General features: G+C 57.0%; 19 protein-coding genes. 7 read left to right on the top strand and 12 right to left on the bottom strand.

Annotated elements, in window-relative coordinates:
* Nucleotides 1–16: 16 nt before the first annotated feature.
* Both EBA31_RS06285 and EBA31_RS06280 read right to left on the bottom strand, forming a co-directional pair.
* Nucleotides 17–403, bottom strand: coding sequence for a tautomerase family protein (locus EBA31_RS06285; protein WP_122077792.1), 387 nt, complete (start codon nt 401–403; stop codon nt 17–19).
* A 4-nt stretch (nt 404–407) separates the two neighbouring features.
* Complete coding sequence (locus tag EBA31_RS06280; RefSeq protein ID WP_122077790.1) at nt 408–725, bottom strand: carboxymuconolactone decarboxylase family protein; 318 nt, start codon at nt 723–725, stop codon at nt 408–410.
* Between the two features lie 380 nt (nt 726–1105).
* Between EBA31_RS06280 and ompC the strand changes: the two genes are divergently transcribed.
* The 3 genes from ompC (at nt 1106) to EBA31_RS06265 (ending at nt 4113) form a co-directional block, all read left to right on the top strand.
* Nucleotides 1106–2203: a porin OmpC gene (ompC, locus tag EBA31_RS06275; RefSeq protein ID WP_122077788.1), complete on the top strand. Its 1098-nt coding sequence runs from the start codon at nt 1106–1108 to the stop codon at nt 2201–2203.
* Nucleotides 2204–2412: 209 nt separating this feature from the next.
* On the top strand, nt 2413–3261 hold the full coding sequence (locus EBA31_RS06270; RefSeq protein WP_122077786.1) for a GNAT family N-acetyltransferase: 849 nt from the start codon (nt 2413–2415) through the stop codon (nt 3259–3261).
* A gap of 33 nt (nt 3262–3294) precedes the next feature.
* A complete protein-coding gene (locus EBA31_RS06265; RefSeq protein ID WP_369982326.1) occupies nt 3295–4113 on the top strand; it encodes a 5'-nucleotidase, lipoprotein e(P4) family in 819 nt (272 codons plus the stop codon).
* A gap of 98 nt (nt 4114–4211) precedes the next feature.
* Here the strand turns inward: EBA31_RS06265 and EBA31_RS06260 are convergent, their stop codons facing one another.
* From EBA31_RS06260 to EBA31_RS06250, 3 genes are all read right to left on the bottom strand, one after another.
* Nucleotides 4212–4736 (bottom strand): GNAT family N-acetyltransferase, encoded by a 525-nt coding sequence (locus EBA31_RS06260; RefSeq protein WP_122077784.1) that lies wholly within the window; start codon nt 4734–4736, stop codon nt 4212–4214.
* A gap of 2 nt (nt 4737–4738) precedes the next feature.
* Complete coding sequence (locus tag EBA31_RS06255) at nt 4739–5308, bottom strand: helix-turn-helix domain-containing protein (protein ID WP_048761487.1); 570 nt, start codon at nt 5306–5308, stop codon at nt 4739–4741.
* A gap of 121 nt (nt 5309–5429) precedes the next feature.
* Nucleotides 5430–6926, bottom strand: coding sequence for an MFS transporter (locus tag EBA31_RS06250; protein WP_238387431.1), 1497 nt, complete (start codon nt 6924–6926; stop codon nt 5430–5432).
* 104 nt (nt 6927–7030) lie between these two features.
* On the opposite strand from EBA31_RS06250, the gene EBA31_RS06245 reads away from it, so the two are divergent.
* The 3 genes from EBA31_RS06245 (at nt 7031) to EBA31_RS26895 (ending at nt 9134) form a co-directional block, all read left to right on the top strand.
* Entirely contained in the window at nt 7031–7684 is a 654-nt protein-coding gene (locus EBA31_RS06245) for a metalloregulator ArsR/SmtB family transcription factor (protein WP_046374146.1), read from the top strand.
* 165 nt (nt 7685–7849) lie between these two features.
* The gene (gene yedA, locus EBA31_RS06240; RefSeq protein WP_020825878.1) at nt 7850–8764 is read left to right on the top strand and encodes a drug/metabolite exporter YedA; all 915 of its coding nucleotides are present in this window, start codon (nt 7850–7852) and stop codon (nt 8762–8764) included.
* 193 nt (nt 8765–8957) lie between these two features.
* Entirely contained in the window at nt 8958–9134 is a 177-nt protein-coding gene (locus EBA31_RS26895; protein WP_202914192.1) for a hypothetical protein, read from the top strand.
* A 291-nt stretch (nt 9135–9425) separates the two neighbouring features.
* On the opposite strand, the gene EBA31_RS06235 is transcribed toward EBA31_RS26895, so the two are convergent.
* The 6 genes from EBA31_RS06235 to EBA31_RS06210 form a co-directional block, all read right to left on the bottom strand.
* Nucleotides 9426–10205, bottom strand: coding sequence for a phosphate/phosphite/phosphonate ABC transporter substrate-binding protein (locus tag EBA31_RS06235; RefSeq protein WP_122077782.1), 780 nt, complete (start codon nt 10203–10205; stop codon nt 9426–9428).
* 9 nt (nt 10206–10214) lie between these two features.
* Nucleotides 10215–10991, bottom strand: coding sequence for an ABC transporter permease (locus EBA31_RS06230; RefSeq protein ID WP_122077779.1), 777 nt, complete (start codon nt 10989–10991; stop codon nt 10215–10217).
* Nucleotides 10988–11923 (bottom strand): ABC transporter ATP-binding protein, encoded by a 936-nt coding sequence (locus EBA31_RS06225; protein ID WP_122077777.1) that lies wholly within the window; start codon nt 11921–11923, stop codon nt 10988–10990. The genes EBA31_RS06230 and EBA31_RS06225 overlap by 4 nt, the downstream gene beginning before the upstream one ends.
* Complete coding sequence (locus tag EBA31_RS06220) at nt 11920–13074, bottom strand: ABC transporter permease (RefSeq protein ID WP_202914218.1); 1155 nt, start codon at nt 13072–13074, stop codon at nt 11920–11922. Before EBA31_RS06220 ends, EBA31_RS06225 begins: the two co-directional genes overlap by 4 nt.
* A gap of 79 nt (nt 13075–13153) precedes the next feature.
* Entirely contained in the window at nt 13154–14086 is a 933-nt protein-coding gene (locus EBA31_RS06215) for an ABC transporter substrate-binding protein (RefSeq protein ID WP_020825872.1), read from the bottom strand.
* A gap of 29 nt (nt 14087–14115) precedes the next feature.
* Entirely contained in the window at nt 14116–15183 is a 1068-nt protein-coding gene (locus tag EBA31_RS06210; protein ID WP_122077773.1) for a fatty acid desaturase, read from the bottom strand.
* Nucleotides 15184–15423: 240 nt separating this feature from the next.
* Between EBA31_RS06210 and nudI the strand changes: the two genes are divergently transcribed.
* Entirely contained in the window at nt 15424–15849 is a 426-nt protein-coding gene (gene nudI, locus EBA31_RS06205) for a nucleoside triphosphatase NudI (RefSeq protein WP_020825870.1), read from the top strand.
* Between the two features lie 51 nt (nt 15850–15900).
* Here the strand turns inward: nudI and EBA31_RS06200 are convergent, their stop codons facing one another.
* On the bottom strand, nt 15901–16287 hold the full coding sequence (locus tag EBA31_RS06200) for a cell envelope integrity TolA C-terminal domain-containing protein (RefSeq protein WP_162302868.1): 387 nt from the start codon (nt 16285–16287) through the stop codon (nt 15901–15903).
* Between the last annotated feature and the right edge of the window lie 12 nt (nt 16288–16299).

The following is a 16299-nucleotide window of genomic DNA, read 5'->3' as shown; positions in this document are numbered from 1 at the left end:
CGTCGGCTGCGTCAGCCTAGCCTTCGATCATTGAGGCGCGACCCGCACTGAACGACCACTCGTCCTGTTGGGTGGTGGTAATCACTACCATCACATCCTGCGGGCTCAACTGCAGGTTTTCTTCCAGCAACGCCGCCAACCGCTGATAAAAACGCTGCTTGGTGGCGGTATCGCGCGGACGGCCAATGGTGATGTAAAACAGCACATAATCCGCCGAACGTGGGCCGCCGAGATAATTGGGATCGTAAATCAGCTCGCCGGGGCGGTATTGATCAATGGCCTGAAACTTGTCGGCCGGCGGCACGCTAAAAGTCTCGACCAGCGCCTGGTGCAGGCTGTCAGATAAGGTTTTCAGGTATTGCGCTGACTTGCCCTGATGCAAAGCGATACGGCTGAATGGCATGGGACTACTCCTGTTTCAATTCGCGCAGGCGTGCCACGGCAGAGGCCGCCGCTGGCCAACCGGCATAAAACGCCAGATGAGTGATCGCCTCGGCGAGCTGTTCAACGCTCACGCCATTGCGTTCGGCCAGTTGCAGATGAAACGGCATCTGCTCCACGCGGTTGAGCGCCACCAGCGCCGCCACGGTGATCAGACTGCGCTCGCGCGGCCTAAGCCCCGGTCGCTGCCATACATCGTCGAATAATACGCTGTCGCTGAGCTGTGCCAACTTGGGGGCAATGTCGCCAAACGCCTGCTGGCCAGCCTGTTGGGAAGGTTGCATCTTGCACTCCTGCTGGTTAAGGGAAGCTTTACGCTACCCTCAACCTGCATGGGTGAAAATCGGGATTTTCAGCATCAATCATTCACATAAACAGGACAATAAGCCCTCCTGATGCGCTGAAGGAAGTCGTCAACGTATAAATCTCACGCATGATTTTTGGCAGCGACCTGATGGGCATCACGGGGAATTCTAAGCGCCCGTAGAAGAAACAGACGCTTTCCGCGAGATTTTTAATCGTTCGACATGGAAATGAATATTTTGTCATAAATAGATCACATAACTACGGTAAAAAATCCTCGCTGCAAACAAACAGGCGGCACAGTGAAACAGCAGTACTACTGATGATAAGCGTCTTTCAATCGAATAAAGCAGGGTAAATCATGAAACGTAATCTTCTGGCCGTTATTATTCCGGCACTTTTAATTGCGCAGACAGCACAGGCAGCAGAAATCTACAATAAAGACGGCAACAAACTTGATTTTTACGGCCGCGTAAAAGCACTGCACTATTTCTCTGACGATGCCGGTAATGATGGCGATAAAACCTATGTGCGTATCGGTTTTAAAGGCGCTACTCAAATTAACGATATGCTGACTGGTTATGGCCAGTGGGAATATCAGATCGCAGCCAACCATTCTGAATCCGACGGCACGAAAGATACCAAAACCCGTTTGGGCTTCGCCGGTCTGAAATATAAAGATATCGGTTCATTCGACTACGGTCGCAACTACGGCATTATCTATGACGTCGGCGCCTGGACGGATATGCTGCCTGAGTTCGGTGATGACGCCTACGTCAAAACCGACAACTTTATGAACGGCCGTACCAACGGCGTGGCCACCTACCGTAACAATGACTTCTTCGGCCTGGTCGAGGGTCTGAAGTTCGCGGTACAGTACCAGGGCAAAAATGAAAACGACGGTCGCTCCAGCAGCAAAGCGAACGGCGACGGTTGGGGCCTGTCTTCCAGCTACGAGATCATCGACGGTCTGAGCGTGGGCGCTGCCTATGCCTCTTCCAACCGTACCGCCAGCCAAAAAGCGGGCACCTTCGGTAAGGGCGACAAAGCCGATATTTGGGCCGGCGGCCTGAAATACGACAACAACGATGTTTACCTGGCAGCGACCTATTCGCAAAGCCGTAATATCGCGCCAATCTCCGGCACTGCCACTATCAACAATAATTCCACTTCCGTAAGCGGCTTTGCCAATAAGGCGGAAGGTCTGGAATTGGTTGCGCAATATCAGTTCGACTTCGGTCTTCGTCCATCGCTGGGTTATGTTCAGCAGAAAGGCAAAGATATTGAAGGCATCGGCGACGCCGACCTGGTGAAATATATCGACGTTGGCGCCTACTACTATTTCAACAAGAACATGTCAACCTATGTCGATTATAAAATCAACCAACTCGACAGCGATAACAAGCTGGGTCTGAAAGACGACAACGTGATTGCCGTCGCCCTGACCTACCAGTTCTGATGTGATGAATAACCACCACTGCAAACCTTAGCTTCACTTTATACCCAGAGTTACTTCGCCGGGCGGCAACGCCCGATTTTTTCATTTGTACTTTTATCGCCTGTTCCTGCCTCATTTACCGCTGCATATCCCGTAACCGCACGCGGAAACTTGCCTTATAAAACAATCGGGTCTAGATGTATAGCTTCCGCCTTAGACAGGGAAAGCTCATGCACACCGATGAAAGCTTCGAGTACCAAAGCGCCCTGCGCTACAGCAGCGACGAGCTGGCGCAGATCCTTTGTCATTGTTTTGAAAACTATATTGTACGTTTCGTGATTGACGGTGATACCTTCGCCCGCCGTTTTGGTGCCGAAGACCTCAGCCTGAACGACAGTATTATCGTTACCCACCAGCAACAACCGGTAGCGCTGGCGCTGATCAGCCGCCGTGGCCTGCACAGCCGGATATCGGCACTCTCCATCCGTCCGGAAATGCGCGGCAAAGGCTTGGGAAAAGCCTTGATGAAACGCATTGTCGCCGACGCGCATCAGCGCGGCGATCGTCAACTGTCATTGGAAGTGATTGAAGGGAACGAGGCCGCGTTGGCGCTCTACCATCGGGCCGGGTTGCAAATCGTCCGCACGCTGACCGGGCATCTGGCCGCTACGCCGGTACTTGCCGAAGTTGCGCAGTTGCAAGAGATCGACCCGCTGTTCGTCTCTCACCGCCTGATTGCCGAGGGTGCCACCAACCTGCCCTGGCTGATCGCGCCGGAGACATTGTTCAAGCTACCCGGCAAACCCCATGCTTTCAGCCTTGGCTACCAGGCCTATGCGGTGGTGCAGTTGGGAGCCGACAAGTGCTTTTTGCGCATGATCTACGTGCCGCCGCAGCACCGCAGCCAGGGCCATGCCCGCACCATGCTGGCTGCATTACAGGCGAAGTTTGCGCCGTTACCGCTGGTAGCCAACGTTTACGTTCCTGAAGTGGCCGCCCCCTTCTTCGACCGACTCGGCTGGCAGCAGGACGCGTTGCGCCAGTTTGAAATGACGATGACCTTGAACACACCACAATAACAATCAGAGAGTGATTTATTTATGGCAGGAATAATGAGACAGAAAATGGCCCTCGGCGCGGCGATCGGCATTGCGCTGGTGACCCTGACCGGCTGCGTGCAGCCAGCAAAAACCGATCGGCAGGCACAACAGCAGTTGGCTGAGCAATCCGTGCTGGCGCTGAACTGGTTCCAGCAATCCGGCGAATATCAGGCGCTGACGCACCAGGCCTTCAACAGCGCCAGGCTGGCCTTTGATCAGGCCAAGGCCGCGCCGGGCAAGAAGAAGGCCGTGGTGGTCGATTTGGACGAAACCATGCTGGATAACAGCCCTTATTCCGGCTGGCAGGCGCAGCAGGGCCAACCTTTCGCCGCTGCCACCTGGGCGAAGTGGTCACAGGCGCAACAGGCCGGCGCGGTGCCAGGTGCCGTGCAGTTTGCCCGCTACGTCAACAGTCATCAGGGCACCATGTTTTACGTCTCCAACCGCAAACAGTCTGAATACGCCGCCACGCTGGCCAATATGCAAAAATTGGGCTTCACCGGCATGTCGGAAAAAACCGTGCTGTTAAGCGGTGATACCTCCAACAAGCAGGCGCGTTTCGACGCAATCAAGAACGCCGGTTACGACATCGTGGTTTACGCCGGTGACAACCTGAACGACTTCGGCGCCGCGACCTACCACAAAGATAACGCGCAGCGGCGGGCGTTCGTCGCCGACAACCAAAGCAAATTCGGCACCGAGTTTATCGTGTTGCCCAACCCGTTGTACGGCGATTGGGAAAGCGGCATGGCGAAGGACTATAACAAGCTGACGCCAGAGCAAAAGCTGCAGATTCGCCAACAGGCAATCAAGGCCTGGAACGGACAGTAACCTCCCAAGCCTTGCAGGGACGGCGCTGGCTGCGTTCTGATTAAGGGGGCGATACGTTCGCCCCCTTAGGCGATAACGCTTGAAAAACGACGGGGTAGTCAGAGCAATTTATACATATAACTGGTGGCATCCAGCGCACCGCCATTGCTGGCGCGTGCGTATTGCGGAATGCTGCCCGCCAGTTGAAAGCCCAGCCGACGGTACAGGCCTTCCGCCGTGTCGCCGGTCAGGGTATCCAGCACCAGTAAATGCCGTTGATGCTCAACCGCCAGCTGTTGCACCTGCAACATCAGGCTGCGGGCAATGCCCTGACGGCGAGCATCCGGGTGCACCATCAGCTTCACCACCTCCGCCCGGTGGCGGCCGTTATCAGGCATATCCAGCAGCAGTTGCACCGTACCGACCACCCTTCCGGCATCTCGATCTCGGGCCACCAGCAGCAGCCTTTCCTTCCGTTCAATAGCCGGCAACAGACGGTGCCAGAACGCCTGCGCCTGCTCAAGGCTAAACGGCATGACAAAACCGATGCTCGCCCCCTGCGAGACGCTGGCATGCAGCATCGCCGCCAGTTCAGGGATCGCACTCTGTACCGCACTGACGTTCAATTGCTGTATCTCAATCATGATTATGGCCTGCAGATAACGAGGGTGTAATGGGCCGGCTCGGGGCCGGGTGCATGAAATTTTGAAGCGCCGAACAAGCGGTAACGCAGGCAATCGCCCGGTTCTAGCTGAAAAGTTCGCGCCTCCAGCGTCAATTCAAGCCGGCCTTCCAGCAGCCATAAATGGTGTTCAAGCGCGTGAATCGAAGGGGCGTCATAAGCGATCACCGCGCCGGCCTCCAGCGTGCCCTCGATAAATTCCGCCTTATAGAGGGCGGCGGGCGGTGATACCGAACGACGATGAAAACCGCTGGCGCGATCAACCCACACCGTCTGCTGTTCGCGATGCAGCAACTCTGGCGGTTCGTCCTCAACCTCGCTGAGCAGCCGTGACATGGTCAGCCCATACGCCGCGCACAGTTTGTTCAACAACGAGGCAGTCGGGCTGGTTTCCGCACGCTCAACCCGCGATAGCGTTGCCCGGCTGATGCCGGTTTGCTGCGCCAACGCTTCCAGCGACCAGCCCTGCTGCTGGCGTAAATCAGACAGCCGTTGCGCCAAGCGAAGGTCGGCGCTGTCCACTCCGTTATCCATGATCTCTATAGCCCTGATATGAAAATCCCATATGAGAGAAATAATCTCAAATACGGGATTCGTCAATCAGATTTTAAAGTAAACCCTGCGAAGTTATAAAAACCAGCAGGCGGCACCCGCCTTATTCAGGACGAACGCATTCGCTCACAGGGGTGGCAGAGAGCGACAACCCCGGCGATGCCAGCGCAATTTCGGCATCGCTGGTTGCCACAACAGGTGGAGTAATCGCCGCACAGCGCCAGGCGCTAAAGACCGCCAGCAGCGGCGCCAAGGCAAACAGCAGGAACAGCCAGCGCGCGGCGGAGGCGGCACCCGGTGCCCCACCCGGCACGTTCAGTCCGGCCAGGTTGGCGACCATCCCCGCCAACGCGGCACCGAACGCGGTGGCAAACAGTTGCACCGTAGTGATCGACGCGCCGGCAATATCCTTATCCGCCTCTGGCGAGACTTGCAGAATACGCGTCAGCAGATGTGGCCAGCCAAAACCGATACCAAACCCCACCACTGTCAGAGCGATGACAATCGGCGTCAGTGCCGACCAATGACCACCGGAAGGCGTTGGCATCAATACGCCCAGGGCCAATAGCCCGACAAACACAAACAGCGGCCCGCTGATAATGGCCCGGCGCATACCCGCACTGCGCCAGCCCGAACTGAGGATCTCCGACAGCGTCCAGCCCGCCGCCATGGTGGCTGCAATATAGCCGGAAATCAGCGGTGACTGCCCGTGCAGCGTTTGCAGGAAATAAGGCACGAAGATTTCGCTGGTCATGCCCACAACCAGCAGGGAGACGGTGATATACAGCGAAGCCAGAGGGGAACCGCGGCGTAAAGCGCCTTGAGGCAGTAGACGGGCGCGGGAGTGCGCTTCACGGCGAATCAGCCAAACCATCATCAGCACGGCCAATGCAATACCGCCAAAATTGACCCAGGCGCTGTCGGCCAGGCTGCCGGCGGATACCACCAGCACCGCCACCGCCAGCAGCAACAGCTGGGCTACCGGCAGCGGCGCTGCCTGCTGTTGCGGTTTGCCTTTCGGCAGGATCAGGAAGGTGAACCCGGCGTACAACACCATGATTGGCAACAGGATGCCGAAGGCCCAGCGCCAGGCGTTCAGTTCGGCGAAAATGCCGCCCACCGCCGGTCCCACCAGCGTAGCAATACCCCACATCGCCGAAATCAGCGCCATTGCCCGCGGCCAAAGTTTTTGCTCGAACACCAGGTTGATCATGGCGTACGAAAGCGCGAAAATCAGCCCGCCGCCGAACCCCTGCACGGTGCGACCTATCAGCATCACCGGCATCGACGGCGCCAATGCACACAGCATTGCCCCGGCAATAAAGAACAGCGACGCCACCAGATAGGCACTGCGTGCACCGTAACCACTGAGCAGACGTGCAGATAACGCCGATCCGAGAATCGACGCCACCACAAACAGCGTGGTGTTCCAGGCATACAGATTCAGGCCACCAATATCCTGCACCACCGAGGGCAGAATGGTGGTGGCGACCAGAATATTGATCGCATGCAGCGCTACGCCGAGTGAGAGCGCGATCGCACTGGCGCCATTTTTGCCGGAGAATAAGTCGGCCCAGCGGCTATCATCGTTGGTTATCACGGTTGTCGTCCTGTTTTCAGAGGAAGGGCATTGAGTTAATAGTGATATTGCGTTAAATTTAACAAGAGTTAACTTGGAATAATGGTAGGGCGAGGCGGAGAAATATGTCAAGAATAAACTTGGAAAATGGCGGTAGTCCCGCACAATCGGTCAGTGACCGTTTGCTGACACTATTAAAAACCCGCGGCCCACAACAAGCGTCTGATGCAGGAAAGGTTCTTGGCACCACAGGTGAGGCTGCGCGCCAGCAGTTTGTCAAACTGGCCAAAGACGGGCTGGTTGAAGCCGTGGCGGAAACCCGCGGCGTCGGCCGACCGGTGCAGCTCTGGCACCTGACCGCCGCCGGCAATGCGCGCTTTCCGGATACCCATTCAGAATTGACGGTACAGTTGCTGCGCACCGTACGCGACAAGCTGGGCGAGCAGGCGATTGAATTATTGATTGACACCCGCGAGCAAGAAACGCGGATTAATTACAAGCAGGCGATGATTGGCGCTACCGACTTGCAGGAACGGGTTCAGCGTCTGACGGCCATTCGTTGCCGCGAAGGCTATATGGCCGAATGCCGTACTCAGGAAGACGGCTCCTTTCTGTTGGTAGAGAACCACTGCCCTATTTGCGCCGCCGCTACCGTTTGTCAGGGGTTCTGCCGTGCTGAGCTGAGTATTTTCACCGAGGTGTTGCAGGCGCAGGTTGAACGTTCCGAACATATTCTGGCCGGTGCACGCCGCTGCGCCTACCGTATTTCGCTGCTGTAATCGGCACTCGGCTCAAGGCTATCTGCAGGCTGGCGTTCTCTCTCGATTCTCATCGATTCGCCAGCCGACCTTGCCGTTAAAAAATAGTGAAAAGCGTTGCTAATCTTCCGTGCGATCGGGTTTACTGAGTCCTCTAATAATAACCTCCCTGCAGAATAAATATCCATGCTGAGCCAAAGTAGCCGTAACGTCCTGCCGTTAATCGGGGCGCTGTTCACGTTATATATTGTCTGGGGTTCTACCTACTTCGTTATTCGTCTGGGCGTGGAGAGCTGGCCACCGCTGATGATGGCCGGTATCCGCTTTTTGGTCGCCGGTATAGTGCTGTTCAGCTTTTTAGCGTTGCGCGGCCATGCATTACCAACCCTCAGGCAGTGGCTGGCCGCTGGCACTATCGGTATCTTGCTACTCGCGGTGGGTAACGGTCTGGTGACCGTGGCGGAACACCAGCACGTACCTTCTGGTATTGCCGCCGTTATGGTCGCGACGGTACCGCTGTTCACCCTGTTCTTCAGCCTGTTTTGGGGCATGCGCAATACCAAGCTGGAGTGGGCAGGTATCGCATTGGGCCTGGTGGGGATCGTATTGCTCAATACCGGCAATAACCTGGTGGGCAACCCTACCGGTGCGTTACTGATCCTGCTGGCTTCCGCCAGTTGGGCCTTTGGCTCGGTGCTGGGGTCACGTATTTCGCTACCGGCCGGACCGATGGCGGGCGCGGCGGAAATGCTGGTTGCCGGAGTGGTTCTGCTGGTCGTCAGTCAGCTCAGCGGCGAACGCCTGACGCAGATGCCCAGCGCCAAAGGTTTCTTTGCGCTGGGATACCTGATTATCTTCGGTTCCATGTTGGCCATTAGCGCCTATATGTTTTTGCTGAAAAACGTGCGTCCGGCGGTAGCCACCAGTTATGCCTATGTCAATCCGGTGGTGGCCGTGCTGCTCGGCATCGGTTTTGCCGGCGAATCGCTGGCACCGCGTGAATGGGCGGCGCTGGTGATTATCGTAGCGGCGGTGGTGCTGGTGACGCTGGGCAAATTCCTGTTTGCTCGCCCGGTCAGTCGCATAAGCAGGGAAAGGTAGGGGCGCTGCACGCTGCGGCCGAATTAATCGGGGCGAATGTATTCGCCCCCTACAGCGGCTGGAGTGACAAATCTACCGGAAACAGATTTAAACGCTGCAGCTTGAAAGACGACGGGTATTAAAACGATTCTTGTTTCATATTACGAAGCGTCTATAATTCCCGTTGTTCCTGGCAACCTGCGAAATCATCCCCATGCTGAAAAAATCGTTCATTATCGTTATCTTTCTCTGTGCCTTTGGTTCACTCGGCGGCGTATTCCTGGCCGGGCTGAATATGTACACCCGTTCCACCACGCCGCTAGAAGAGGCCGCCACGTCACACGAAGCCGCCGCCACTGCCACTCCGGCAGAGAGCATTCAGGCCAAGTGATGCGTCCCGCGCTGGCAGCGTTGTTGTAAAAAACGCTGCAGTCGCCCGACGCGCGCCGGTATCTGCAAAGGGCGCGGTAACCGCCTCATTTCTCCATTTCAGCAGCAACTCCCCTTCTCTTCCTTCGCCAACCGTTGGTGCGATTTTCTGCTTGCTGCCGCAGGCATCATTATTTAGCGCCGCCTGAACACGGGCCAGTCATAAGCTTACAGCGTTGTCACTCCGCGGCTGGCGGCCTGCTGCTCCAGCTCGGTGATTATTTGATATGCCGAACGCGGGCCAGTCATAAGCTTACAGCGTTGTCACTCCGCGGCTGGCGGCCTGCTGCTCCAGCTCGGTGATTATTTGGTATGCCGAACGCGGCACCAGGCTGAAATCGCCGATCAGCAGATTGTCGCTTACCGCTTCGCCCAGCATCGCCTTCGCCCCGGCACGCAGTATTTCCAGCTGTTCCGGCGGGGTCTGCGACGAGGTAATCAAGGGTAGCCCCGGCACGCTGGCCGTTCGTCCAATAATTTTCAGCCCGGCCAACGCCTGGGGCCGTGCCCGTTTCAACAGTTCCAGGCTGACGCAGTCGACGGCAGCAATGTCTGCCTGCCGGTTTTGGATCAGCTTGAGCGACTGATAGTGCGCCCCGGAGGCGATGGCAGCACTGAAGAAGCTGCCGTTCTGTGCCAAGGGTGCGATCAGCGCACGCAAGCTGTTATGCCCTGACTGAGAGTCGGTACTGTTGTATGCGGCGATCCGGCCGCGAAAATCCGCCAGCCGCTCGCCAGGGTCGTCGTCGCGCACCACCAACCAACTGCTGTAATTCGCGCCCTCACAACCCTCGACGCGGTAGTGATAAGTCCCGATCAGCTGCACCTGCTGCAGGCTGCTGACCAGCGGATAACCGCAGGTTTGGCTGAGCAATAAATCATCCTGTAGCCAGTGCTGAGCCAGGTCGTGCGGCCAGACGAGCTGTTCAGGAGCCAGCGGCAATCCCAACTGCAGTAATTTATCGCGCAGCACTCGCCAGAAAGATTCGGCCGGTTGATGAGTCACGCCATACATCGGCAAAGATACTTGCATCCTATTCCCTTACCCCGCAGAAGAAGCCGCCTGCGTCTGCTGACGCCAGGCGGTGAGATAGCGCACCCAGCGCTCAAACAGCATATCGGTAATGATCGCCAGCAGCGCCACCACTACCGCACCCTGGATCACGTAGGCGGTATTAAAACCGCTCAGGCCAATGATTATCGGCGAACCAAGCGTTTTGGTGCCGACGGTGGAAGCGATTGCCGCCGTGCCGATATTGATGATCACCGAGGTCCGAATACCGGCAACAATCACCGGCGCCGCCAGCGGCAGTTCGACGCGCCACAGAATTTGCCTGGCGCTCATACCAACCCCTTGCGCAACCTCGCGGGTCGCGCTGGGTACCGATTCAATACCCGTCAGCGTGCCCTGCAAGATCGGCAGCAAACCGTACAGCACCAGTGCGATAATCGCCGGCTGTTCGCTAAAGCCCATCACAGGTACCGCTACCGCCAGCACCGCCACGGGCGGAAAAGTCTGGCCGACCGCTACCACGGTTTCCACCAGCGAACGAAACGCCTTACCGGCAGGGCGCGTCACGCCGATCCCGGCCGCTACGCCAATCACCACGGCGATCAGACTGGAGACCGCGACCAGCAACAGATGTGCCCACACCAGCGAGATAAAACTGTCCTGCTGATACACCGGCCTTTCCAGATCGAGAAACCAGGCTGCAAACAGGCCATGCAAATGATTCATGCCAAACACCAGCGCCAGCAGCAGGGCAAAGGTCCAGGGCAGCGGATCGCGCAGCCAACGCAGGGCTTTAGGCGCACTCATGACAGCGCCTTTTGGGCAATCAGATCGTTGAAATACAGCACGCCGAGTGCCTCTCCTTGCTCCCCCACCACCGGCAAGCATTCACTGCCGCGCGCCACAAATACCGACAGCGCTTCACGCAGGTTCATGGTGGAGGAAATAGGTTCACCGTCCGCATGCCCGGGCCGCACCCGTTCCGCCACCGTGCCTAAAGAAAGCAGTTTGATGCCGCGATCGCTTCGGCCAAAGAAATCGCGCACAAAATCGTTGGCCGGAGCAGTCAGTAGCTCCAGCGGCGTGCCTTGTTGCACCACACGGCCCTGATCGAGCAACACGATGCGATCGGCCAATGCCAGCGCTTCGTCAATGTCATGCGTCACCAGTACGATGGTGCGCCCGGAGAGATGATGAATACGCGCAATCTCCGTCTGCAGCGCGGTGCGCGTTACCGGATCGAGAGCGCCAAAGGGTTCGTCCATCAACAACACTTCCGGATCGGCAGCCAACGCGCGCGCCACTCCCACCCGCTGCTGTTGCCCGCCGGAAAGCTGGTGCGGATAACGGTGTCGGAACAGTTCCGGCTCCAGGTGCAACAGCTCCAGCAGTTCGGTCACCCGATCGCGGATCCGTGCCCGCGGCCATTTTAGCAATTGCGGTACGGTGGCGATGTTCTCCTCTACCGTCCAATGCGGAAACAGGCCGATCGACTGAATGGCATAGCCCATGCGGCGCCGCAGATCCTGCGGTTTGAATTTTTGGATCTCTTCATCGGCAAAGTAAATTTTGCCCTGATCGTGTTCGATCAGCCGGTTGATCATTTTTAATGTGGTGGATTTACCGGAGCCTGAGGTACCGATCAGTACGGCAAATTCACCTTTGGCAATCTGCAGCGTCAGATCGTCCACCGCCGGCTTACCCTGAAAAATCTTGCTGACCTGATTAAACTGAATCATCGGCGTGACACTTCCAAAATTGAAACCATAAATTTAAACAGCGAATCGACGATTACCGCCATCACGATCACCGGGATCACGCCCAGCAGCACCAGATCCAGCGCGCTGCTCAGCAAACCCTGGAAAACGATGGCGCCGAAACCTCCGGCACCGATCAACGCGGCCACCACCGCCATGCCGACGGTCTGCACCGCCAGAATGCGCACGCCGGTCAGAAACAGCGGCAAAGCCAACGGCAGCTGTACGCGAAAGAAAATCTGGCCGCGCGTCAGTCCCATACCGCTGGCAGATTCGATCACGCTGGCGGGCACGCTCTGTAACCCGGCCACCACGCTGCGCACCAGCGGCAACAGGGCGTACAACACCAGGGCGACTATCGCCGGCGCCATGCCAATGCCGCTGACGCCGTGTTCCGCCAGCCAGGGCACCGCCTTCGCCAACCCGGCCAACGGTGCGATCAGCAGGCCGAACAGGGCAATCGACGGCACGGTCTGGATAATGTTCAGCGTGGAGAAGATCGGGGTTTGCAAACGGGATGAACGAAAACACAACACCCCGAGCGGCACGCCGATCAGCAGCGCCGGGACCATCGTCGCCAGCAGAATACTCAGGTGCTGCAACAGCGCGGCATCAAACACATCTTGCCGGTTGTAATACTCTTTCAGCAGCGAAAGCTGATCCAACTGATGGCCGAACAGCAGCGCCAGCGCAGGCAATATCACCAGCAGGTTGCCGAGCATGCGCCACAAATGCGAAGACGTGATGCGGGTGATGGCATCGGCAGCCATCAGCAGGCTCAGCGCCAGCATCAGCCAGCAGCCGCTGCCCCAGGAGGTACGCGCCAGTTTGGAACCTTCCTGCGCCAACTGCTGCGCGGCATGCCCGCTCAGCCAGAAGGTGAGCGCCAGCAGCGCTGCAGCCGCCAGCGCAGTCAACAATGCATTGCGCCTGAGCGGTGCCAACAGGCTGAGCACTGCCAGCACCAACAGCGGGGCCAATAGCCACAGCGCCGGGCCGTGCAGCAGGGAAATCAGGGAAATGCTCTTGCCCGACAGCAGGCGATTGGGGGCATAGCTGAGGAACGGCAGGCCAAATGCGGCCAGCAGCAACAGAACAAGCAGCGTCAGTAATACGCGGTTTTTTACGGCAATAATCAAAGAAACTCTCCGGCTCCATAGTCAATGGGCCCTGCTCTCCCTCTCTCCCATTGAGAGAGAGGGAATATCAGCGCTATCCCTTAACCAATCCTTTTTCTTTCAGATAAGCGGCCGCAACCTGTTTGGCATCCTGACCTTCCACCGCGATCTGCGCATTGAGTTTTTGCAGCGTCGGGCCGTCCAGCGTTGCAAAGACCGGCTTCAGCAATTCGGCGATATTGGCGTGCTGTTTCAGCGCGGCTTCACGAATGATCGGTGCCGGTGCGTAAATCGGCTGCACCCCTTTTGGGTCTTCCAGCGTTTGCAGACCCAGAGCCGCCACCGGGCCATCGGTGCCGTAAGCCATGGCCGCGTTCACGCCGGAGGTTTGCTCCGCCGCCGCTTTAATGGTCACCGCCGTGTCCCCTCCAGCCAGCGACAGCAGCTGATCCTGATTCAGCTTAAAGCCATAGGCATTCTGGAATGCCGGCAGTGCGTCCGGACGTTCGATAAATTCCGCCGAGGCCGCCAGTTTGAACTTGCCGCCGCCGTTGATCCATTTGCCCAGATCGGCCAGCGTCTTCAGGTGGTTGGCGTCCGCCACGTCCTGACGGATGGCAATAGTCCAGGTATTGTTGGCCGGCGAAGCATCCAGCCAGACAATTTTGTTCTTGTCGTAATCGAGTTTTTTGACCTTCTCAAAACCGGCCTGGGCGTTCTTCCACGCCGGATCTTTTTCATCGGAGAAGAAAAATGCGCCGTTGCCGGTGTATTCCGGGTAGATGTCAATCTCGCCGGAGGTGATCGCCCCGCGCAGCACCTTGGTGGTACCGAGCTGTAATTTGTTGGTGGTTTTGATGCCGTTGGACTCCAGCACCTGCACGATGATGTTACCCAGCAGCGAGCCTTCGGTATCGATTTTTGAGCCCACGCGCACCGTGTCGGCCGCCTGAGCCACGCCGATACTCGCGGCAAGTAAACCCAGTGCCAAAGCGAAAACGCGACCACGTAATGGGGTGATTGCCATACTTTTTCCTCTTGTTGTGTATTTTCCGGCTATTTGGCCAGATCGATTGGAAAATCCTGAGACGCGCGTTTCCATCGCACGATAAAAGTCTCCGCCGGCCAGGCTTCGGTTTCGCCCTGAACTTCCTTTAGCGGCTCGCCGGCGTTAAACGGATGAACCTCAACGGCGACCGGGGTAAAAGCGTATTCGCTGACCCATTGGCCATAGCCCCGCACCACAAATCCCTGGCTGCGCTGCTGGTAAGCACCGCGCTCCGCCAGATAGACCTGCCTTAAACCGTACCACGGCAAGCCGGGGAGATCATGGTGAACTAAATGATAGTTCAGATTGAGAAACAGCAGCCGCCACGGCCAAGCCGCCTCATTAATAATAGAACGTGCCTGCGGAGCTTCAACGGCGCGGTGCTCAAAAAACGATCTTATCTTGGTCAGCGCCAGCGCTGGATAGCCGATCGCCAACAGGTAAAACACCGTGCCAATGCCATGTTGCTTCAGCCAAACCAGCACTGCCGCCAGCAGCAGCAGATGCACCAACCACATCACCAACGTGCGCAGTTCACCGGCGGCAATCGCTTTCAGCGCATTAACCCCCGTCGCGACGATATCCAGCGCCGGACCGAACATAATCCGCCCGCTAAGCGTATTGCGCACCTTGGCCAACAGCGGAAACAATCTGGGATAACGCCGCCACTGTGTCTGACTGAAATAATAACTTTCGGGATCTTCATGCGGGTCGGTCAGATGTTCATTGCGGTGATGCTGAATATGCGAATCGCGATACAGCCCATAGGGATACCACACCGCCAGCGGCAACAGGCCAAAGAGTTGATTGATGCGGGGCCACCGCGTCGGATGGCCGTGGATCAGCTCATGCTGCAACGACATATACCAGGTGGCCAACAAAATCAGCAACGGCGTGCCAAGCCAGGGTCCCAGCGACTGCCAGTAGTGCACCACGCCAAACCAGCCGCCGTACACCGCCGCCATGATGCCCCAGGTCGGCAACTCGCATCGCCAATACCAGCGCTGGTTAAGCTGTTGGATCCAAAGGCGTTGTGCAGAATGCAAATAGTGGCTGTGGCTTTTGGCTGAGGACATGCGGCGGCTCGCTGTGGGTCATTTTCCTCAGTATCTGCGAGCAGCGCAGGCGCTCAAAATAACGAAAGCGGTAAAGCAAAGTTAAAAATCAGCTATTTATGCCGCTTTTATTGATGGCGCTCCCATTATCGCGCGTTCATTGAATTCAACGCCGTCCGCCAGCAGCGATTGCTGGTAAGATCCGAGTCGAAAAGCCTTTGCCCACGTTAGCAATAAAAATTCGTCACATCAGGAGGTTGCATGCGTCAACGGATCATTGTCTGCCCAATCATTGAGAATAATGGCGAGTATTTACTCTGTAAAATGGCTGATGACCGCGGTGTTTTTCCCGGCCAGTGGGCATTGTCCGGCGGTGGCATGGAACCGGGAGAGACAATTGAGCAAGCGCTCCGTCGTGAGATCAGAGAAGAATTAGGCGAAGCCCTGCAGATCACACAGATGACACCCTGGACTTTCAGAGATGATGTCCGCACCAAGACATATCCTGACGGGACACAAGAGCCTATCTATATGCTGTATCTGATCTTCGATTGTGTCAGCGCCAATCGTCAGATCACCGTCAATGAAGAGTTTCAGGAAGTGGCCTGGGTGAGGCCTGACAAGTTAGGTGAACTTGACCTCAATGAGGCCACCCGCATCACCTTTGCGCAGAAGGGCATGTTGTAACAGGTATTTTGCTCACCGCATCCCGGCACCCGATGCGGTAAGCCATCGGCATCAGGGAACGAAATCCAGCACCGAGCTGTTGAAAAAGGCGTATTCGGTCTGACTGGTCATTTTGGGCAGTTTGGCGCGCTGTACTGCCTGACTTGCTACAGCGCAAAACTCAGCATCGCCTGCCAGTACCTTGAAGTCCTTCAGGGAGCCGTCCGGTAACAGATGAATGCTGATCGAACAGGTTTGGGATTTGTATTTGCCGAGCGTCGGCATTTCTTGCGTAATGGCACGCCGCATTCTTTCCGGGTAGTTGCCCGACGGCGGCTGCACCGATGCCGCGACAGCCATCGGTTTTTCCAGCCCTGCAGCCTCGGAACGGTGGTCCGTATTACAACCGGCCAGCAACGGTAACAACGCTACCAAAAGCCACATCCCTGTTCTCATCATTCTGCATCCTTG

This window comes from Serratia sp. P2ACOL2 (assembly GCF_003691565.1).
Lineage (GTDB): Bacteria > Pseudomonadota > Gammaproteobacteria > Enterobacterales > Enterobacteriaceae > Serratia > Serratia liquefaciens.
Note: the sequence above shows the minus strand (reverse complement) of the source record. Positions and strands in the feature narration are given on the sequence as shown.

Coding starts and splice junctions, on each gene's coding strand:
- EBA31_RS06230 (WP_122077779.1), bottom strand. CDS start 10,991: ATGAGTGCGCCTAAAGCCCTGCGTTGGCTGCGCGATCCGCTGCCCTGG.
- EBA31_RS06265 (WP_369982326.1), top strand. CDS start 3,295: ATGAGACAGAAAATGGCCCTCGGCGCGGCGATCGGCATTGCGCTGGTG.
- nudI (WP_020825870.1), top strand. CDS start 15,424: ATGCGTCAACGGATCATTGTCTGCCCAATCATTGAGAATAATGGCGAG.
- EBA31_RS06270 (WP_122077786.1), top strand. CDS start 2,413: ATGCACACCGATGAAAGCTTCGAGTACCAAAGCGCCCTGCGCTACAGC.
- EBA31_RS06245 (WP_046374146.1), top strand. CDS start 7,031: ATGTCAAGAATAAACTTGGAAAATGGCGGTAGTCCCGCACAATCGGTC.
- EBA31_RS06215 (WP_020825872.1), bottom strand. CDS start 14,086: ATGGCAATCACCCCATTACGTGGTCGCGTTTTCGCTTTGGCACTGGGT.
- EBA31_RS06210 (WP_122077773.1), bottom strand. CDS start 15,183: ATGTCCTCAGCCAAAAGCCACAGCCACTATTTGCATTCTGCACAACGC.
- EBA31_RS26895 (WP_202914192.1), top strand. CDS start 8,958: ATGCTGAAAAAATCGTTCATTATCGTTATCTTTCTCTGTGCCTTTGGT.
- ompC (WP_122077788.1), top strand. CDS start 1,106: ATGAAACGTAATCTTCTGGCCGTTATTATTCCGGCACTTTTAATTGCG.
- EBA31_RS06255 (WP_048761487.1), bottom strand. CDS start 5,308: ATGGATAACGGAGTGGACAGCGCCGACCTTCGCTTGGCGCAACGGCTG.
- EBA31_RS06280 (WP_122077790.1), bottom strand. CDS start 725: ATGCAACCTTCCCAACAGGCTGGCCAGCAGGCGTTTGGCGACATTGCC.
- yedA (WP_020825878.1), top strand. CDS start 7,850: ATGCTGAGCCAAAGTAGCCGTAACGTCCTGCCGTTAATCGGGGCGCTG.
- EBA31_RS06225 (WP_122077777.1), bottom strand. CDS start 11,923: ATGATTCAGTTTAATCAGGTCAGCAAGATTTTTCAGGGTAAGCCGGCG.
- EBA31_RS06200 (WP_162302868.1), bottom strand. CDS start 16,287: ATGATGAGAACAGGGATGTGGCTTTTGGTAGCGTTGTTACCGTTGCTG.
- EBA31_RS06260 (WP_122077784.1), bottom strand. CDS start 4,736: ATGATTGAGATACAGCAATTGAACGTCAGTGCGGTACAGAGTGCGATC.
- EBA31_RS06235 (WP_122077782.1), bottom strand. CDS start 10,205: ATGCAAGTATCTTTGCCGATGTATGGCGTGACTCATCAACCGGCCGAA.
- EBA31_RS06285 (WP_122077792.1), bottom strand. CDS start 403: ATGCCATTCAGCCGTATCGCTTTGCATCAGGGCAAGTCAGCGCAATAC.